Below are 16,342 nucleotides of genomic sequence, written 5' to 3' on the forward strand. Positions count from 1 at the left end.
CGGGCCATGGACCGACGCTTACAACCTCACCCGACCCCACGCCGGCATCGCCGGCCTCACGCCCTCGGCCAGGGTGAACAACCTTCTTGGAAACGACACCTAGGCCGCCGTCGCCTCGAAGCCGGCCCTTAGCGCCGCCTCATCCAGGTTGCGGCCGATGAACACGAGGCGCGAATAGCGGTCGGCGCCGTCGCGCCACGGGCCCTGGAAGTCGCCCTCCAGGATCATGTGCACCGCCTGGAACACCAGGCGGCGGTGCTCGCCGGCCACGTCCAATATGCCCTTGGCCCGCAGGATGTCGGGGCCCTGCGTCTGCAGCACCTCGTTCAGCCAGGCGGTGACCTTGTTGGCGTCGAGCGGCCTGTGGCTGGTCAGCGAGATGCCGCGGATGCCGCTCGCCTCGACATCGTGGCCCCCATGATCGTGATGATGGTGGTGGTGGCCCTCGTGGTCATGATCGTGGTCGCAGTCGTCGTCGTGGACGTGCCCCGGCTCGCCGTGCGCCGGGTTGAGGAAGTCCGGCTGGATCTCCTCGATCCGCGCCAGGTCGAAGGAGCCGCGGCCCAGCACCAGGTCCAGCGGCACATCGGAGCGCTCGGCCCGATGGATCGGCGCCAGAGGATTGAGCCTGCGGATCATCCGCTCGACCTCGGCCAGCTCCGCGGCGCTCACCAGGTCGGTCTTGTTGAGGATGATCTGGTCGGCGAAGGCCACCTGCTCGGCGGCTTCCCGGGAATCTGCGAGGCGCAGCGGCAGGTGCTTGGCGTCGACCACGGTGGTGACGCTGTCGAGCTGGGTCTTGGCGCGGACGTCCTCGTCGACGAAGAAGGTCTGGGCGACCGGGCCCGGATCGGCCAGGCCCGTGGTCTCCACGATGATGGCGTCAAAGCCGCCCTTTCCACTGGCGGATTGGCGCTTCATCAGGCCCGCGACCACCCGGATCAGGTCGCCGCGCACCGTGCAGCAGACGCAGCCGTTGTTCATCTCGAAGACCTCTTCGTCGGCGCCGACGATCAGGTCGTTGTCGATGCCGACCTCGCCGAACTCGTTGACGATCACGGCGTAGCGCTTGCCGTGGTCCTCGGAGAGGATGCGGTTCAGGAGGGTCGTCTTGCCCGCGCCCAGATAGCCAGTGAGCACGGTGACGGGGGTCTTGTCGGACGATTTGCGGAGCTGGGTGTCGGTCATGGCGCCTCATTTAGGGGCGGGGCGTGGATTTCTGAAGTGGTGTTCGTTCGGGTAAGTGTTATAGAGTAACATTAGATGACCGCCACCGACCCCACCTGCGCCCACGCCATGCTCGACGATCCGCGCAGTACGCGCAGCTATCTGGGCGCCGACCACCGGCGAAACGAGCGGCGGACCTGGATCGTCACCGTCATCTGCATCCTGACCCTGATCGCCCAGGTGGCGGGCGGGCTGGTGTTCCGCTCCATGGCCTTGACCGCCAGCGGCCTGCACATGGCGGCGCATGTGGCGGCGCTGGCGACAGCGGCGGCGGCCTATGCGCTCGCCCGCCGGCATGCGGCCAGCCCGCGCTTCGCCTTCGGCACCGGCAAGATCGGCTACCTAGCCGGGTTCGCCAACGCCATGGTGCTGGGCGTCACCGCCATACTGATCGCGGTGGAGAGCATCCAGCGGCTGTTCAAGCCGGAGACCGTCGACTACGCCTCAGCCCTGCCGCTGGCGGCGGCCGGCCTGGTGGTGACCCTGCTCTGCGTCTGGCTGCTGAAGCCCACCGAACACGGCCGCCACGACCTGAACATCTCCGCCGCCCACCTGCACCTCTCCGCCGACGCCATGGTGGGCGTGCTCGCGGTGGGCGGCCTCTTGGCCGGCCAGCGGCTCGGCTGGACCTGGGCGGACCCGGTGGCAGGCCTGGCGGGGGCGGCCCTGGTCGCCCAGTTCGCCGTCCGCCTCATCCGCCGCGCGGCGGCGACGCTGCTGGACATGAACCCCTCGCCGGAGCTCACCGCCGAGGTCCGCGCCCGGCTGGAGGCGGAGGGCGAGCAGGTGGTCGACCTGCATCTCTGGACGCTCGGCCCGGGCTGCCACGCCGCCGTGGCCATCGTGCGCGCGGCGCATCCCCAGCCGCCGCAGGCCTACCACGCCCGCCTGCAGGGCCTGGCCGGCCTCAGCCATGTGACGGTCGAGGTGCAGGGCGACGCGGCCGCCCAATCCGTCTAGTCTCCAGGCTGATGAGCAGCTTGCTTCCGCAGACATGGCGCTGGGTGCGTTCGCGGCCCCGCCTGACCCTGGCTCTGGCCGCGTTCCTGGCCGCCGGGACCTTTGCCGGCGGCTGGTGGGGCGCCGTGCGGATGACCCCGCAGCAGGTCGCCTACACCAGGGGTCCGCCCGCGCCGGCGGACCATCGCCCCGCGCCGCCCGCGCCCGCCGACCTGCAGGCGACGCTGGAACGCATCGCCGCCGGCTATGGCGAGCCGGTGGGCATCGCCGTCAGCGACGTCAGCGCCGGCTGGATGGCCGAGGTGGGGGGCGAGGAGACCTATCCGCAGCAGAGCGTCTCCAAGCTCTGGGTCGCGCTGGCGGTGCTGCAGGCGGTAGACGACCGGCGCCTGTCCCTCGACCAGACGGTGGTGATGCACCAGGAGGACCGCTCGGTCTTCTACCAGCCGCTCGCCTCGCGCATCCGCGGCGCGGGCCTGGAGATCAGCCTCGCCGACCTCATGCGCCACGCCCTGATCGAGAGCGACAACGCCGCCAACGACATGCTGATCCGCGAAGTGGGCGGCCCGGGCGTGGTGGCCCACGCGATCGCGCAGAAGCACCTGGCCGGCCTGGCGCTGGGCGGCACGGAGCGGGATGTCCAGACCAAGACCGCGGGCCTGGTGTGGCGGCCGGAGTACGGCCAGACCTGGATCTTCAAGCAGGCCCGCGCGCAGCTGCCGGACGACGTGCGCGACCAGGCGCTCGCCACCTACCTGGCCAATCCGCCGGACGGCGCGACGCCGGTGGGTATCGCGACAGCGCTCTCGGCCCTGAAGCGCGGCGAGCTGCTCAGCCGCTCGTCCACCGACTTCATGCTGGAGCTGATGGGCGAGGCGCGCACCGGGGTCCTGCGCCTGCACGCGGGCCTGGAGCCGGGCTGGAGCCTGGCGCACAAGACCGGCACCGGCCCCGACTGGCGCGGCGCCTCGGTGGGCATCAACGACGTGGGCCTGCTGACGGCGCCCGACGGGCGCACCTATGCAGTGGCGGTGATGGTCCGCCAGACCAAGCAGCCCCCTTCGGCGCGGCACCGGCTGATGGCCGGGGTGGCGCGGGCGGTGGAGAGCTACTGGGCGGTGTCAGCCCACGGCGGCGCGCTCGGCGGCGGCGAGGCCCCGCAGGTGGCCGGTTAGCCCGGCTCCTTCTCCACGTGGCCCTTCACCAGCTTCAGGTGGATGTGCTGGCCCGTGAGGTCCTTGGCGTCGATGCCCTTCATCGGATCTTCCGGGAAGGTCTGGCAGAAGCTCATCGGCAGGGTCGGCGGCTGGGACTGCTTGAGGCAGACCTTCTCGCCCTTGGTGGTCCAGGTGCCCGCCAGCGCATTGCCGCGGCGGCTGAGGCCGGTCCACTTGCCGTCCGGCGCCAGCCAGATCTTCTGGGAGCGGCCGTCCGGATAGACCGAGAACACCGTATTGCCGAAGGCGGCGGCGACGGGGCCGCTCGCGGACGGCGCGTCGGCGGCCTCGGCCGCGGAGGCCAACGGCGAGAGGATGAGGAGCAGGGGAAGCAGATGTGGAATGCGAGTCATGCGGGCCCTAACGCATAGGCCGTCATTCGGTCCCAACCTTCGGCGGCGGTCCATCTGACGGCGATCAGTGTGGCAGTGCGGGTTCGCGGATTCCGCCCTCGATGCGGGCGTCGTCCCCCCGCCAGGCGTGAACCTCGTGGCAGACCGGGCAGCGGAAGGACCGCGGCTCGACGACGGCGGCCAGGTCGAAATCCTGGGTGCGGTGACCGGTGGGGACGTCGGCCCCGGTTGACGGGCAGCTGATGATGATCCTGGGCATGTAAGCTCAACGGATTCAGCCTGCTAAGGTTGCTTCTCTGTTGAAACAGATCAAAAGCCCGGCGGCGGCCGGTAGCCGCCGAAGGCCTGGGCCACGAGGCCGGCGAAGGCGATGGTCGTGCGGTCCTCCAGATAGGGCCCGATCGCCTGGAGGCCGAAGGGCAGGCCGGCGCGGGTCTGTCCGACCGGCATCGCCGTGGACGGCAGGTTACCCAGGGTCGCCAGACCCGCCCAGGCGGCGGGTGCGAAATAGGGGGTTTCGACGCCGTTGATCGTCAGGACCCTTTTGCCCAGGTCCGGCTCGTCGTCGTGCGGGAACGCGGGCGTTCCATGGACCGGCGCCAGCACCACGTCGAAGTCCTCGAACAGCCGCGACCACTGACGGCGGTTCTGGGCCTGGGCGTCCAGCAGCGCCATCCACGCGTGCGCCGAGATGGTCTGGGCGCCCGGCTGGCCGCGGCTCATCGCCGGCATAAGTATCCCCATGTAGGTCTCCTGCACCTTGGCGAGATCGGGCAGCAGGCCGCTGGCGCGCGCGACCTTGGCGCCCAGGCCTTCCAAGCGGGTGGCGAGGCCTTCGAGGCCGGCGCGGATCTCGTCGTCAAGCGGGGTCAGCGGATGGTCGTCGACAAGCAGAATCCGATAGTCTGCGAGCGTGGCGTGGCGCGGCGGCGGCAAAGCCAGGCGATAGCCGACCGCCTCGCCCTCGTCCGGCCCTGCCAGGACATCCATCGCCAGCCCCAGGTCGGCGGCGCTGCGGGCCAGGGGGCCCATCACCAGCAGCGGCACGCCCGCGCCGTCGGGAACGTATGGCGGCCCATTCCCGCGCATGGGCACGAGATTGTAGCTCGGCTTGTGGCCGTAGACGCCGCAGAAGTGCGCCGGCATGCGGATCGAGCCGCCGATGTCCGAGCCGAACTCCATAGGGACCATGCCGGCCGCCAGCGCGGCCGCCGATCCGCCCGACGATCCGCCCGGCGTGCGCTCCAGGTCCCAGGGGTTGCGGGTGCGGCCATAGATCGGATTGCTGCTCTGATAGTCGGAGAGCCAAGGCGGAACGTTGGTCTTGCCCAGGATGATCGCGCCCGCGGTCTTCAGCCGGCTGATGCTCACGGAATCGGTCGGTGCGATGAAGCCCTTGAAGGGTTCGAACCCCCAGGTGGTCGGCAGGCCCGCGACGTGGTGGCTCTCCTTCACCGTCATCGGCAGGCCGAGCAGCGGGCGCCGCTCGCCGCGGGAGAGCGCCACATCGGCGGCCCGGGCGGCCTCGCGGGCGCGGTCGAAGTCGCGGACGACCACGGCGTTGATCTCGCCGTCGCGGGCCTCGATGCGGGCGATGGCGGCGTCGGCGAGCTCCAGCGCGCCGATTTCGCGGGCGGCCAGCGCCCGGACCAGTTCGCCAGCCGACGCGTCGAGGGCGTCGCGGCTCAGGATTTCGGACATGGGATCGGCTCCATGCAGTGGGAGCCAAGCTTCACCACCCGGATGGGCGGGTGTCTACCGCGCTCAGGTGCTGGAGATGCGGTGGGCGCTGTCCACCGACCAGATCTTCTCGATGTTGTAGAAGGTGCGCACTTCGGGCCGGAACAGGTGGACAATGACGTCACCGGTGTCGATCAGCACCCAGTCGCAGTGCGGCAGGCCCTCGACCCGGGCGCGGCCGTAGCCCTGCTCCTTCAGCGCGCGCAGCAGGTGGTCGGCCATGGCGCCTACGTGCCGGTGCGAGCGGCCGGACGCCACCACCAGACCGTCGGCGACGGCGGACTTGCCCTTGAGATCGATGAACACGACATCCTGCGCCTTGTCGTCGTCGAGACGGGCCAGGATCAGGTCCTCAAGCGCAGCGATGCGCGCCGAGGGGTCTTCGGAAGGCGCGAGGCCTTCCTGCGCACGGGGCGCAGCTTCACGGGACAGCGGGTTGCTCCTTCGATATCCGCAGCAGGAGGCACCCTAGCACGCCTGGGGCCTTCGGTCAGCCGGCCTCGCGCGGGGCGGCCTGGCGGGCGCGGGTGGTGCGTTCGCGCAGCGCCGTGGAGCTCTGGAAGTTGAGCGGCCCGCGCAGGAAGGTCCAGGCCGGGGGCTTGCGGTCCGGCAGGGTGGCGGCGGCCTGCGAGGGGATGCGGAAGCGGGCGAAGCGCCGCGCAGCGGGCGAGAAGCGGCTCTTGAGCGCGATCCAAGGCCGCGAGACCACGGCCACCGGCACCTCACGCATGATCTGGGTCCAGCCGCGCCAGCGGTGGAAGCTGGCCAGGCTGTCGGCGCCCATCACCCAGACGAATTTCACGCCGGGAAAGCGGGCCTTCAGGGCGCGCACCGTGTCGATGGTGTAGGCGCTGCCCAGCCGGTCCTCGACGTCGGTGACGATCATGTGCCGGCCGTGGGCCAGGTTCTGGGCGCCGGCGATCCGCTGGGCCAGGTCGGCGGTCTCGTGGCGGGCCTTCAGCGGGTTCTGCGGCGAGACCAGCCAGATCACCCGGTCGAGGTTCAGCCGCCGCCGCGCGGTCTCCGCCACATGGGCGTGGCCCTCGTGCGCCGGATTGAACGAGCCGCCGTAGAGGCCGACGCGCATGCCGGGCTCCAGATGGAATCCGGGCCTGAGCGCGGCGGGGCGGCCGCCCTCAGGGACGCGTCTGGCCGGTCCCGCGGACCACATACTTATAGGTCGTGAGCTGTTCGGCGCCGACCGGCCCGCGGGCGTGCAGGCGGTCGGTGGCGATGCCGATCTCGGCGCCGAAGCCGAACTCCGCGCCGTCGGCGAACTGGGTGGAGGCGTTGATCAGCACGATGGCGGAATCCACCAGGGCGGCGAACCGCTCGGCCGCCGCGCCGTCCTCGGCCACGATGGCGTCGGTGTGAGCCGAGCCGTGGGCGGCGATGTGGGCCGCCGCGCCATCGACGCCATCGACGATCGCCACCGAGATGATCGGCGCCAGGTATTCGGTGGACCAGTCCTCGTCCGTCGCCTCGGCCATGCCGGGGACGAGGCTGCGCGCCCTGGCGTCGCCCCGCAACGCGCAGCCGGCCTCGCGCAGGGCGTCGGCCACCGGCGGCAGCAGGCGCTGGGCGTCGGCGGAGTCGACCAGCAGGGTCTCGGCCGCCCCGCAGACCGAGACGCGGCGCATCTTGGCGTTGACGGCGATGGCGATGGCCTTCTCGAGGTCGGCGCTCGCGTGCAGGAAGACGTGGTTGATCCCCTCCAGGTGGCCCAGCACCGGAGCGCGGGCCTCGGCCTGGACGCGGGCCACCAGGCTCTTGCCGCCGCGCGGGATGATCAGGTCGACGGTCCCGTCCAGGCCGCCGAGGATCAGGCCCACAGCGGCGCGGTCGGTGGTCTTCACCGCCTGGACGCAGGCCTCCGGCAGGCCCGCCGCCGCCAGGCCCTCGGCCACCGCCGCCTGGATGGCGAGATTGGAGGCCAGGCACTCCGAGCCGCCGCGCAGGATGGCGGCGTTGCCGGAGCGGACGCACAGGGCCGCGGCGTCGGCGGTCACGTTGGGGCGGCTCTCGTAGATGATGGCGATCACCCCGATGGGCGTGCGCACGCGGGCGATGTCCAGGCCGTTGGGCCGGTCCCAGCGGTCCAGCTCCGCGCCCAGCGGATCGCGGATCGCGGCCACGGTCTCGACGCCCTCAGCCATCGCCTCGATGCGGGCGGCGTCCAGCCGCAGGCGGTCGATCATGGCCTCGGCCATTCCGGCGGCCTCGGCGCCGGCGACGTCGCGGGCGTTGGCGGCCAGGATGTCGGCGGCATGCGCGCGGATCGCGGCGGCCATGGCGGCGATGGCGCGGGTGCGCGTGGCGGCGTCGGCCAGGCGCAGGGCCACGGCGGCCGCCTTGCCGCTGCGTCCCATCGCGCTCATCTGCGCCGGCAAGCTCGCGCCCGCATCGTCCATCGCCCAAGGGCCCATATGCTCAATCTGAGCCTTACCTAGCCGGATTGTGACAGGAAGGGCTAGGACGGATCGTTCGTGGCGCCCAGCCTGCGGCTCCGCTATCCCTCGGCCATGGACGCCTTTCCCGCCTTCTTCCCGCTCTCCGGCAAGACCGTGGCCGTGGCGGGCGTGGGCGCGGGCGCCGAGGCCAAGGCGCGGCTGTTCGAAGGCTCGCCGGCCAAGGTGCGCCGGCTGGAGGGCCAGGCGGCCCTGATGCCGGAGTCCTACGCCGGCGCGATCCTGGCCTTCGTCGCCTCCGAGGACGCGGCGTTCGCCGAGGCCGCGGCGAGTGCGGCGCGGGCGGCGGGCGTGCCGGTGAACGCCGTCGACCGCCCAGCGCTCTGCGACTTCACCACGCCGGCGCTGATCGACCGGGGCGAGGTGGTGGCGGCCATCGGCACCGGCGGCGCCTCGCCCATGCTGGCGACCCTCCTGCGCCACGACATCGAGGCCCGCGTGCCGGAAGGCGCGGGCCAGGTCGCCGCCCTGTTCGCGTCCATGCAGGACGAGGTGCGCGCCGCCCTGCCGGAGCCGCACCGCCGGCGCGCCTTCCTGCGCGCGGCCCTGGGCGGTCCCGTGGCGGAGGCCGCCATGCGTGGCGACAAGGCGCTGGCGCAGCGGCTGCTGCGCGAGGCCCTGGCCCGGGACGAGCCGGGCGCGGGGCGGGTGCAGTTCATCGACGCGCGGGGGCCGGCGGACCTGCTCACCCTGCGCGCGGCCCGCGCGCTGGCGGCGGCGGACGTGCTGGTCTGCGACGAGGCCGCCCACGCCGACGTCCTGGCGCTGGCCCGCCGCGACGCCGAGCGCAGCGGCCCGCAGAGCGCCGATCATCTCGGCCAGCTCACCGCCCAGGGCCTGCGCGTGGCGCGCCTGGTCACGGGCACGGGCTGGCGCAGCGAACAGGCGGCGCTCGAGGCCGCGGGTATCGAGACCGACGTCCTGCCCATCGCGGGCTGACGCCAACCAAAGGGGGACGAGCATGCGGATCATCACCATCGCCGCCGTCGCAAGCGGCCTCGCGCTCGCCGCGTCCGGCGCGCTCGCCGCGCCGCAAAGCGACGCGGAGATCCAGGCCCGCGTGGCCCGGGTCCTGAAGGCCACGCCGCTGATCGACGGCCACAACGACTTCCCCTGGGAGGTGCGCGACCGCTTCGCCCAGAAGACCGGCGTCTTCGACATGAAGTCCGACCTCAGCCACCAGCCGCCCGTGCCCGGCGGCGAGGGCACAGGCGGGCTGATGACCGACATCCCGCGCCTGCACGCCGGCGGGGTCGGCGGCCAGTTCTGGTCGGTCTACATCCCGGTCGCCATCACCGGCCCGGCGGCGGTGCAGACCACCATCGAGCAGATCGACATCGTCAAGCGCCTGGCGGCCCGCTACCCGGCCGATCTCGGCATGGCCTACACCGCCGACGACATCGTGCGCCTGCACAAGGAGGGCCGCATCGCCTCGCTGATCGGCGTCGAGGGCGGCCACCAGATCGATGATTCCATGGCGGTGCTGCGCGCCTATTACGCCCTGGGCGCGCGCTACATGACGCTCGCCCACTTCACCGACAATCATTTCGCCGACAGCGCCACCGACGATCCGCTGCACCACGGGCTTTCGCCCTACGGCAAGGCGGTGGTGGGCGAGATGAACCGCCTGGGGATGCTGGTCGATCTCAGCCACGTTTCGGCCGAGACCATGCGCGATGCGCTGGCGGTCAGCCAGGCGCCGGTGATCTTCTCGCACTCCGGCGCCCGCGCGATCAGCGACCATCCGCGCAACGTGCCCGACGACGTCCTGGCCCTGGTGGCCAAGAACCACGGGGTGGTGATGGCCAACTTCGCCACCGGCTATGTCTCCGACGCGCGGCGGCGCTGGAACGCCGATCAGGCGGCGGAGACCGCGCGGGAGGCCAGCCTCTTCACCGGCCAGCCCGACCGGCGCAAGGCGGCCATGGCGGAGTGGGCGGCGGCGCATCCCAAGCCGCGCGTGACCCTGGCCCAGGTCGCCGACCACATCGAGCAGATCCGCAAGGCCTGCGGGATCGATTGCGTGGGGCTGGGCTCGGACTTCGACGGCATCCCCGACACGCCGGAGGGCCTGGAGGGCGTCGACAAGTACCCCGCCCTGTTGGCCGAACTCGCCCGCCGGGGCTGGTCGGACGAGGACCTCGGCAAGCTCGCCGGCGGCAACCTGCTGCGGGTGCTGCGCGACACCGAGTCGACGGCCAGGCGCCTGCAGGCGAGCGAGCAGCCGTCCGAGGCGACGATCGCGGAACTGGACGGACCGGCGAAGCCCTAGCGGTCCAGTGGGCGGCCCAGGGTCTCGGGGACCAGGAACAGGCAGGTCACCACCGAGGCCAGGGTGAAGGCGAAGGGGTACCAGAGGCCGGAATAGATGTTGCCCACCGAGGCGACGATGGCGAAGGCGGTGAAGGGCACGAAGCCGCCGACCCAGCCGGTGCCGATGTGGTAGGGCAAGGACAGCGCCGTATAGCGGATCCGCGTCGGGAACAGCTCCACCAGGAAGGCGGCGATCGGCCCGAAGAGGGCGGTGGACGCGATGGTGAAGACCAGCATCACCGCGAACGCCAGGGGCAGGTTCATGCGCTTGGGATCGGCCTTGGCGGGATAGCCGGAGCGGGCGAGGCCGTCCTTGATCTTCTCCTCGACGCTGGCCTTGATGGCCTTGGCCACGTCCTTGGGCAGGCCGCGCGCGTCGAGGGACGGGACGGTCGCCATGCCGACCCGCACGAGGGCCGGCGCGCCGGGCGCCGCCGCCTCGTTGACGTAGGAGACGCCGGCGTTGGCCAGCACGCTCTTGGCGATGTCGCAGGACGAGGTGAAGGACGCCTTGCCGACAGGGTCGAACTGCAGGGAGCAGTCGGCGGGATCGGCGATCACCGTGACCGGAGTCTTCGCTTGCGCCTCGGACAGGGCCGGGTTCAGCGCGTCGGCCAGGACGTGGAAGCCCGGGAAATAGGCCACCAGCATCAGGGTCATGCCGCTCAGCATCACCGCCTTGCGGCCCCACTTGTCGGAGAGCCAGCCGAACAGGACGTAGAGCGGCGCGCTGACCGCCACCACGACCATCATCAGGCCGTTGATGGTCGCCGGATCGACCTTCAGGAACTTCTCCATGAAGGTCTGGGCGTAGAAGAAGGTGGTGTACCAGACGGCCCCTTGGGCGAACATCACGGCCACCAGGGCCAGCAGCACCAGCTTCAGGTTCGGCCACTTGCCGAAGGCGTCGAGGAAGGGCGTCTTGGAGATCGAGCCTTCCTCCTTCACCGCCATGAAGGTCGGGCTCTCTTCCAGCCGCATGCGCATGAAGATCGAGACCGCCAGCAGGCCGGCGGAAAACAGGAAGGGGATGCGCCAACCCCAGGCGTCGAAGGCGGCGGGTCCGACGGCCTTGCCGAGCAGGGTGCGGGTGGTGAGGATCACCAGCAGCGCCGCGAAGAGGCCGATGGCCGCCGAGGTCTGCACCCAGCTGGTCGAACGCCCGCGGGCGTTCGACGGCGCGTGCTCGGCCACATAGATCGCCGCCCCACCGTACTCGCCGCCGAGGGCAAAGCCCTGGACGATGCGCATCAGCAGCAGGAGGATCGGCGCGGCGACCCCCGCCGTGGCGAAGCTGGGTAAGAGCCCGATGGCCACGGTCGAGCCGCCCATCAGGGTCACGGTGATCAGGAAGGCGCCCTTGCGGCCCACCCGGTCGCCGATGCGCCCGAACACCAGCGCCCCCAGCGGCCGGAAGGCGAAGCCCACGCCGAACAGGGCGAGGGCGGCGATGTAGCCGGCGGTCTCGTTCAGGCCCGAGAAGAAGGTCTTGGAGACCACCTGGGTCAGGCTGCCGAAGACGAAGAAGTCGTACCACTCGAAGGTGGCGCCGGTGGCCGAGGCGGCCACCACCGTGCGCAGGCTGGCCTTCTCCGCCGCCGTCGGCATGGCGTTCGCGGCGATCTCCGCCATCGTCTCGATATCCTTCCCCTCAGGTCTCGGCCGTCAGCCTAGCAGGTCTTGTGCTTGGGATTGCCTGCGACAGGGGGCAGCGCGTGGATGTAGGCGGCGATGGCCGCCACGTCGGCGTCGGGCAGCTTGCCGGTGGAGGCGATGACGTCCTTCATGCCTTCGGGCTCGTTGAAGCACTTGTCGGTGCCCGACTTCAGGAAGTCGGTCAGGTCCTGCTCGCTCCAATCGCCGAGGCCATCCTTGTGCGGGGTGATGTTGCTGGCGAAGCGGCCGCCGGCCTCCAGGTTGGGGGCGCCGGCGTAGAGCTGGGCGGTCTCCAGGCCGCCGAGCGCGTTGCGCGGGGTGTGGCACTCGGCGCAGTGGGCCGGGCCCTCGGCCAGGTATTCGCCGCGGTTCCAGGCGGCCGACTTGGCCGGATCGGGCTTGAACTCATGCGGGTGGAAATAGAGCAGCTTCCAGCCGCCGACGGCCAGGCGCTGGTTGAACGGGAACTTCAGCTCATGCGGCGCGGTCGGCTTGGCGATGGCCGGCAGGGTCTGCAGATAGGCGAAGAGGTCGCGGACGTCCGACGTCTTCATCAGGCTGTAGGACGGGTACGGGAAGGCCGGATAGAGGTGCTCGCCGTGGCGGCCCGTCCCGCGCTTCATGGCGTTGACGAACTGCGCCTCCGTCCAGCCGCCGAGGCCGTAGGTCTTGTCCGGCGAGATGTTGGGCGTGACGAAGGTCCCGAATGGCGACTTCAGCTTCAGCCCGCCGGCCAGCTGGGTGCGGTCGTCCTGGCCGGGCGTCATGTGGCAGGCCGAGCAGTTGCCGGCGATGAACATCACCTGCCCATTGGCCACGTCGGGATGGTAGCCGGCGGCGACCTCGGAGGCCGGCAGGGTCTTCGGCGCGGTGATGACGAGGCCCGCGGCCACGCCGACCGCGACCAGGACGATCAGGATGATCAGAACGCGCCGCATGATTGGCCCCCTAAGGTCTCCGCCGCCGAGACGGGCTCAGGACTTCTTCTTGCGGTAGAGGTCGTGGCAGGACTTGCAGGTCGCGCCCACTGCCGCATAGGCCGGCTTGAAGGCGTCGGCCGTGGTCGCCTTGCCGGCGGTCGAGGCCAGGGTGGCCATCTCTGTCAGGCGCTTGTCGAAGTCGGCCTTGTTGTCCCAGATCTTCGGGTCGGCGGCGGTCTTCGGGTCCTTGTCGCTGCCGGCCGGATAGAGGCCGTGCAGCTTCTTGGCGTCGGCGGCGACGCCGTCCATCAGGGTCTTGGCCTTGGCCGCGTCGAAGGTGGCGGGCGAGTTGATGCCGGCGCCTTCCTTCATGGCCTGGCCGACGGCCTTCATGGTCGCCTGGCGGTCTTCCACCGGGTTGCCGGCCGAGACGGCGGCGAAGGCGACGCTGAGCGCCAGGCAGGCGCCGCCGGCTGCGGCCCAAAGAACAGTCGAAGAACGCTTCATCCCAAGGCTCCCAGCCGCATGAGGTTTATTCCGTTATGTCAGCGACCTACCGCGACCGGGCGAGCGCGACAAGGGCCAAGGCCAGGCTCGCGGAAGCGTACCCGGTTTTCGAAAGCGCGCCTCAGGGCTTGAGGGTCATCAGGTAGTCGGCGATCTGCTTGGCGGTCGCCGGGTCGCCGCCCGAATAGTCCATCTTGTTGCCGGGGATGGTCTTGTTGGGATCGGTGATGAAGGCGGTCAGGGTGTCGGCGCTCCAGACGATGGTCGAGCCCTTCATGGCGTCCGAATAGTCGAAGCCCTCTGAGCTGCCGGCCTTGCGGCCGCCGACGCCGAACAGGTTCGGGCCCACCGAGGGGCCGGCGCCGGCGGTGCTCTCGTGGCAGGACTGGCAGACCGCGAACAGCGGCGGCGGCGCGGCCGCCGGCGCTTGGGCGAGGGCGGCGGTCGCGGTCAGGGCGGCGGCGAGCAGGCTGGCGGCGGCGGCGATGGAACGGGTCGGCATGGAAGCTCCTGCGGCAAAGCGGAGCGCAGCAGTAGCATCGCTTCCCGAGCCGTTGGAAGGCGGCTCGAACAGGTCTCAGGCGGCTTCCGTCGCCATCGTCGTTTCATCGGGCGCCGCTTCCACTGGCGCCGATAGCCGGGCGATCTCGCGCAGCAGCACGCCGGGCGAGATCGGCTTGCCGACCACGCCGTCCATGCCGGCGTCGAGGTAGGCGCGGCGCTGGTGGGCGAGCACGTTGGCGGTGAGCGCCACGATCGGCGTCTGCGCCGGGGCGCCGCCCAGGGCGCGGATACGGCGCGCGGCCTCCAGACCGTCGATGCCCGGCATCTGCACGTCCATCAGGATCAGGTGGAAATCGCCGGTCTCGGCCGCCTCGACGCCCAGGTAGCCGTCGGCGGCGGTGGAGACCTCCGCGCCCAGGCTTTCCAGGAGCTTGGTGGCGATCATCCGGTTGGTGGCGTTGTCTTCGACCACCAGCACCTTCAGGCCCTCCAGCACCGGCTCGAGGCTCTCGCGGGTCTCGGCGACGGCTTCGGAGGACTCCGCGGCGATCTCCAGCCAGAAGGTCGAGCCGAGGCTCGGCTCGGAGGAGAAGCCCACGTCGCCGCCCATCATGTCGGCCAGCTTCTTGGTGATGGCGAGCCCCAGGCCCGAGCCGCCGAACTTGCGGGTGGTCGAGGCGTCGCCCTGGTCGAAGCGCTGGAAGATGCGCCCCTGCGCCTCGGGCGGGATGCCGACCCCGGTGTCGATGATCTCGAAGCGCAGCACGCCGGGGCGCGGGGCTTCGCAGCGCACGGTGACCGAGCCGCGCTCGGTGAACTTCACGGCGTTGCCCACCAGGTTGAACAGGGCCTGGCGCAGGCGCACCGGGTCGGAGCGCACCCAGCCCAGGCCCGGCTCGGCGTCGAGGCGCAGCAGGAGGCCCTTGCTGTCGGCCTGCGGCCGCAGCAGGCGCACCACGCCCTCCACCAGGGCGCGCGGGTCGAGCGCCTCGCTGGTCAGCTCCAGCCGGCCGGCCTCAATCTTGGCGAAGTCGATGACATCGTTGAGCAACTCGGCCAGCATCTGACCGCAGGAGAGCGCCTCCTCCAGCATGTGGCGGCCCTCCTCGGTGAGCTTCTCGCCCTTCAGGAGGTGCAACACGCCCATGACCCCGTTCATCGGGGTGCGGATCTCGTGGCTCATGTTGGCCAGGAAGGCGGACTTGGCCTCGGCGGCGGCCTCGGCGGCGCGCTGCGCCTCGAGCAGGGCGATCTCCTGGCGCTTGCGCTCGTCGAAGTCCTGCAGCAGGCCCACGGCCTTCAGCCAGCGGCCGTTCCGGCCGACCTTCAGATGGTGCGAGACGCGGATCCAGCGGGTCTGGCCGTCGTCGCGCACGATCCGCGCGTCGAAGGCGCCCGCCCGGTTCGTGCCGGTGTGCAGGGAGCGGAAGGACTCGCGCACATGGTCCAGGTCGTCTGGGTGGAAGCCGGGGAAGCGCAGCTGGGTCGCCTGGGCGTAGGTCGCCTCGTCCTTGCCGGTCAGCCGCACGAACTCCGGCGAGGCCCAGAAGGTCTTGCCGACGTGGTCGATCTCGTAGACGCCCGCCTCGGCGGCCTCCAGGGCCACGGCCAGGCGCTGGGCGGCGGCCTGGGCCTCGCGCTCGGCTTTCTTCATCCGCAGCTCGCCGCGCCGGGCGGCGTCGCGGGCCTTGGCCAGTTCGGTGATGTTCTCGGAGATGCCGCGCAGGGCGTAGATCCCGTCCGCCCGCGGCTCGGTGCGGAAGGTGGCGCGCCAGGAGGTCCAGCGGCCGCCGACCTTCATCCGGTGCTCCAGGGTGGCCCCGACGCCGGTGGCGACGGCCGCGCCCATCAGCTCGCTGGTGCGCTTGCGGTCGGCGGGATGCACCAGGGCCTGGAACTGCTCCGGCGTGCGCACCTGCTCGGCGGCGTATCCGGTGAGCGAGAGCAGGTCGCGGGACCATTCGATGCGGCCCTCGACCGGCTCATAGGTCCAGGTGCCGATGCCGGCGCTTTCGCTCAGCAGCCGCCGCGTGCGCCGCGTCTCCTCCAGCTCCTCGGCCCGCGCCCGCTCCTCGGTGGCGTCGCGCATGGTGACGATGAGGTCGCCATTGCCGATCTTCTGGGTGCGCGAGGCGAACCAGGCCCAGGCGCCGTCCCTGCGCCGCACCCGCATGGGATGCTCGGCCACTTCGCCGAGCGCCAGCGCGCGGATGTGGTCGCGGACGGCGGCTATGTCCTCCGGATGCAGGAAGCCGGAGGCGCGTTCGCCCACCAGCTCGGCCTCATCCCAGCCGGCCAGGGTCTTCCAGGCGCCGTTGACAAGCTTGAAGCGGCCATCGGAGCCGATGACCTGCATGAGATCGCGGCTGTTCTCGAACAGCCAGCGGATCATCTCAGCCTTTTCGGCCGCGCCTGACGCGCTTTTACCGGCCATGGACGTGTCGCCCCCAGAGATCATGGGAGCATAGTGTCCATCC

16 protein-coding genes are annotated in these 16,342 nt (G+C 71.1%); 4 read left to right on the top strand and 12 right to left on the bottom strand.

Annotated features, from left to right (window positions below; all coding sequences use genetic code 11):
- Nucleotides 1-99: 99 nt before the first annotated feature.
- The gene (locus tag E8A49_RS13200; protein WP_293381835.1) at nt 100-1,188 is read right to left on the bottom strand and encodes a GTP-binding protein; all 1,089 of its coding nucleotides are present in this window, start codon (nt 1,186-1,188) and stop codon (nt 100-102) included.
- A gap of 75 nt (nt 1,189-1,263) precedes the next feature.
- Here E8A49_RS13200 and E8A49_RS13205 point away from each other — a divergent pair, with 75 nt between their 5' ends.
- Both E8A49_RS13205 and E8A49_RS13210 read left to right on the top strand, forming a co-directional pair.
- Nucleotides 1,264-2,187: a cation diffusion facilitator family transporter gene (locus tag E8A49_RS13205; protein WP_293381838.1), complete on the top strand. Its 924-nt coding sequence runs from the start codon at nt 1,264-1,266 to the stop codon at nt 2,185-2,187.
- Nucleotides 2,188-2,198: 11 nt separating this feature from the next.
- Nucleotides 2,199-3,362 (top strand): serine hydrolase, encoded by a 1,164-nt coding sequence (locus E8A49_RS13210; protein ID WP_293381841.1) that lies wholly within the window; start codon nt 2,199-2,201, stop codon nt 3,360-3,362.
- Here the strand turns inward: E8A49_RS13210 and E8A49_RS13215 are convergent.
- The 6 genes from E8A49_RS13215 to E8A49_RS13240 all read right to left on the bottom strand — a co-directional run bounded on the left by E8A49_RS13215 (nt 3,359) and on the right by E8A49_RS13240 (nt 7,908).
- Nucleotides 3,359-3,757 carry a hypothetical protein gene (locus E8A49_RS13215; protein ID WP_293381844.1) on the bottom strand — a complete coding sequence of 133 codons (399 nt, stop codon included), beginning with the start codon at nt 3,755-3,757 and terminating at the stop codon, nt 3,359-3,361. The genes E8A49_RS13210 and E8A49_RS13215 overlap by 4 nt on opposite strands.
- A gap of 64 nt (nt 3,758-3,821) precedes the next feature.
- The gene (locus E8A49_RS13220) at nt 3,822-4,016 is read right to left on the bottom strand and encodes a hypothetical protein (RefSeq protein WP_293381848.1); all 195 of its coding nucleotides are present in this window, start codon (nt 4,014-4,016) and stop codon (nt 3,822-3,824) included.
- Nucleotides 4,017-4,066: 50 nt separating this feature from the next.
- Entirely contained in the window at nt 4,067-5,458 is a 1,392-nt protein-coding gene (locus E8A49_RS13225) for an amidase family protein (RefSeq protein WP_293381851.1), read from the bottom strand.
- A gap of 63 nt (nt 5,459-5,521) precedes the next feature.
- The gene (gene rsfS / locus E8A49_RS13230; protein ID WP_293382613.1) at nt 5,522-5,929 is read right to left on the bottom strand and encodes a ribosome silencing factor; all 408 of its coding nucleotides are present in this window, start codon (nt 5,927-5,929) and stop codon (nt 5,522-5,524) included.
- Between the two features lie 58 nt (nt 5,930-5,987).
- Nucleotides 5,988-6,668, bottom strand: coding sequence for a nicotinate-nucleotide adenylyltransferase (locus tag E8A49_RS13235; RefSeq protein WP_293381854.1), 681 nt, complete (start codon nt 6,666-6,668; stop codon nt 5,988-5,990).
- Nucleotides 6,634-7,908: a glutamate-5-semialdehyde dehydrogenase gene (locus tag E8A49_RS13240; protein ID WP_293382620.1), complete on the bottom strand. Its 1,275-nt coding sequence runs from the start codon at nt 7,906-7,908 to the stop codon at nt 6,634-6,636. The genes E8A49_RS13235 and E8A49_RS13240 overlap by 35 nt, the downstream gene beginning before the upstream one ends.
- A gap of 111 nt (nt 7,909-8,019) precedes the next feature.
- On the opposite strand from E8A49_RS13240, the gene E8A49_RS13245 reads away from it, so the two are divergent.
- Nucleotides 8,020-8,904, top strand: a complete 885-nt coding sequence (locus E8A49_RS13245; protein ID WP_293382623.1) for an NAD(P)-dependent oxidoreductase — start codon at nt 8,020-8,022, stop codon at nt 8,902-8,904.
- Between the two features lie 22 nt (nt 8,905-8,926).
- Nucleotides 8,927-10,237 (top strand): dipeptidase, encoded by a 1,311-nt coding sequence (locus E8A49_RS13250; RefSeq protein ID WP_293381857.1) that lies wholly within the window; start codon nt 8,927-8,929, stop codon nt 10,235-10,237.
- Here the strand turns inward: E8A49_RS13250 and E8A49_RS13255 are convergent.
- From E8A49_RS13255 to E8A49_RS13275, 5 genes are all read right to left on the bottom strand, one after another.
- The gene (locus E8A49_RS13255) at nt 10,234-11,910 is read right to left on the bottom strand and encodes an MFS transporter (RefSeq protein ID WP_293381860.1); all 1,677 of its coding nucleotides are present in this window, start codon (nt 11,908-11,910) and stop codon (nt 10,234-10,236) included. The genes E8A49_RS13250 and E8A49_RS13255 overlap by 4 nt on opposite strands.
- Nucleotides 11,911-11,948: 38 nt before the next feature.
- Complete coding sequence (locus tag E8A49_RS13260) at nt 11,949-12,872, bottom strand: cytochrome c (protein ID WP_293381863.1); 924 nt, start codon at nt 12,870-12,872, stop codon at nt 11,949-11,951.
- 36 nt (nt 12,873-12,908) lie between these two features.
- Nucleotides 12,909-13,361: a cytochrome c gene (locus tag E8A49_RS13265; RefSeq protein WP_293381866.1), complete on the bottom strand. Its 453-nt coding sequence runs from the start codon at nt 13,359-13,361 to the stop codon at nt 12,909-12,911.
- 121 nt (nt 13,362-13,482) lie between these two features.
- Nucleotides 13,483-13,863, bottom strand: a complete 381-nt coding sequence (locus E8A49_RS13270; RefSeq protein ID WP_293381869.1) for a c-type cytochrome — start codon at nt 13,861-13,863, stop codon at nt 13,483-13,485.
- 75 nt (nt 13,864-13,938) lie between these two features.
- Nucleotides 13,939-16,299, bottom strand: a complete 2,361-nt coding sequence (locus E8A49_RS13275; RefSeq protein WP_293381872.1) for an ATP-binding protein — start codon at nt 16,297-16,299, stop codon at nt 13,939-13,941.
- Nucleotides 16,300-16,342 lie beyond the last annotated feature (43 nt).

Source organism: Phenylobacterium sp. (assembly GCF_004799515.1).
Classification (GTDB): domain Bacteria; phylum Pseudomonadota; class Alphaproteobacteria; order Caulobacterales; family Caulobacteraceae; genus Phenylobacterium.

Excerpts from the sequence above, each read along its gene's own strand:
- E8A49_RS13200 (WP_293381835.1), bottom strand. The coding sequence starts at position 1,188 with ATGACCGACACCCAGCTCCGCAAATCGTCCGACAAGACCCCCGTCACC.
- E8A49_RS13205 (WP_293381838.1), top strand. The coding sequence starts at position 1,264 with ATGACCGCCACCGACCCCACCTGCGCCCACGCCATGCTCGACGATCCG.
- E8A49_RS13210 (WP_293381841.1), top strand. The coding sequence starts at position 2,199 with ATGAGCAGCTTGCTTCCGCAGACATGGCGCTGGGTGCGTTCGCGGCCC.
- E8A49_RS13215 (WP_293381844.1), bottom strand. The coding sequence starts at position 3,757 with ATGACTCGCATTCCACATCTGCTTCCCCTGCTCCTCATCCTCTCGCCG.
- E8A49_RS13220 (WP_293381848.1), bottom strand. The coding sequence starts at position 4,016 with ATGCCCAGGATCATCATCAGCTGCCCGTCAACCGGGGCCGACGTCCCC.
- E8A49_RS13225 (WP_293381851.1), bottom strand. The coding sequence starts at position 5,458 with ATGTCCGAAATCCTGAGCCGCGACGCCCTCGACGCGTCGGCTGGCGAA.
- E8A49_RS13235 (WP_293381854.1), bottom strand. The coding sequence starts at position 6,668 with ATGTGGTCCGCGGGACCGGCCAGACGCGTCCCTGAGGGCGGCCGCCCC.
- E8A49_RS13240 (WP_293382620.1), bottom strand. The coding sequence starts at position 7,908 with ATGGACGATGCGGGCGCGAGCTTGCCGGCGCAGATGAGCGCGATGGGA.
- E8A49_RS13245 (WP_293382623.1), top strand. The coding sequence starts at position 8,020 with ATGGACGCCTTTCCCGCCTTCTTCCCGCTCTCCGGCAAGACCGTGGCC.
- E8A49_RS13250 (WP_293381857.1), top strand. The coding sequence starts at position 8,927 with ATGCGGATCATCACCATCGCCGCCGTCGCAAGCGGCCTCGCGCTCGCC.
- E8A49_RS13255 (WP_293381860.1), bottom strand. The coding sequence starts at position 11,910 with ATGGCGGAGATCGCCGCGAACGCCATGCCGACGGCGGCGGAGAAGGCC.
- E8A49_RS13260 (WP_293381863.1), bottom strand. The coding sequence starts at position 12,872 with ATGCGGCGCGTTCTGATCATCCTGATCGTCCTGGTCGCGGTCGGCGTG.
- E8A49_RS13265 (WP_293381866.1), bottom strand. The coding sequence starts at position 13,361 with ATGAAGCGTTCTTCGACTGTTCTTTGGGCCGCAGCCGGCGGCGCCTGC.
- E8A49_RS13270 (WP_293381869.1), bottom strand. The coding sequence starts at position 13,863 with ATGCCGACCCGTTCCATCGCCGCCGCCGCCAGCCTGCTCGCCGCCGCC.
- E8A49_RS13275 (WP_293381872.1), bottom strand. The coding sequence starts at position 16,299 with ATGGCCGGTAAAAGCGCGTCAGGCGCGGCCGAAAAGGCTGAGATGATC.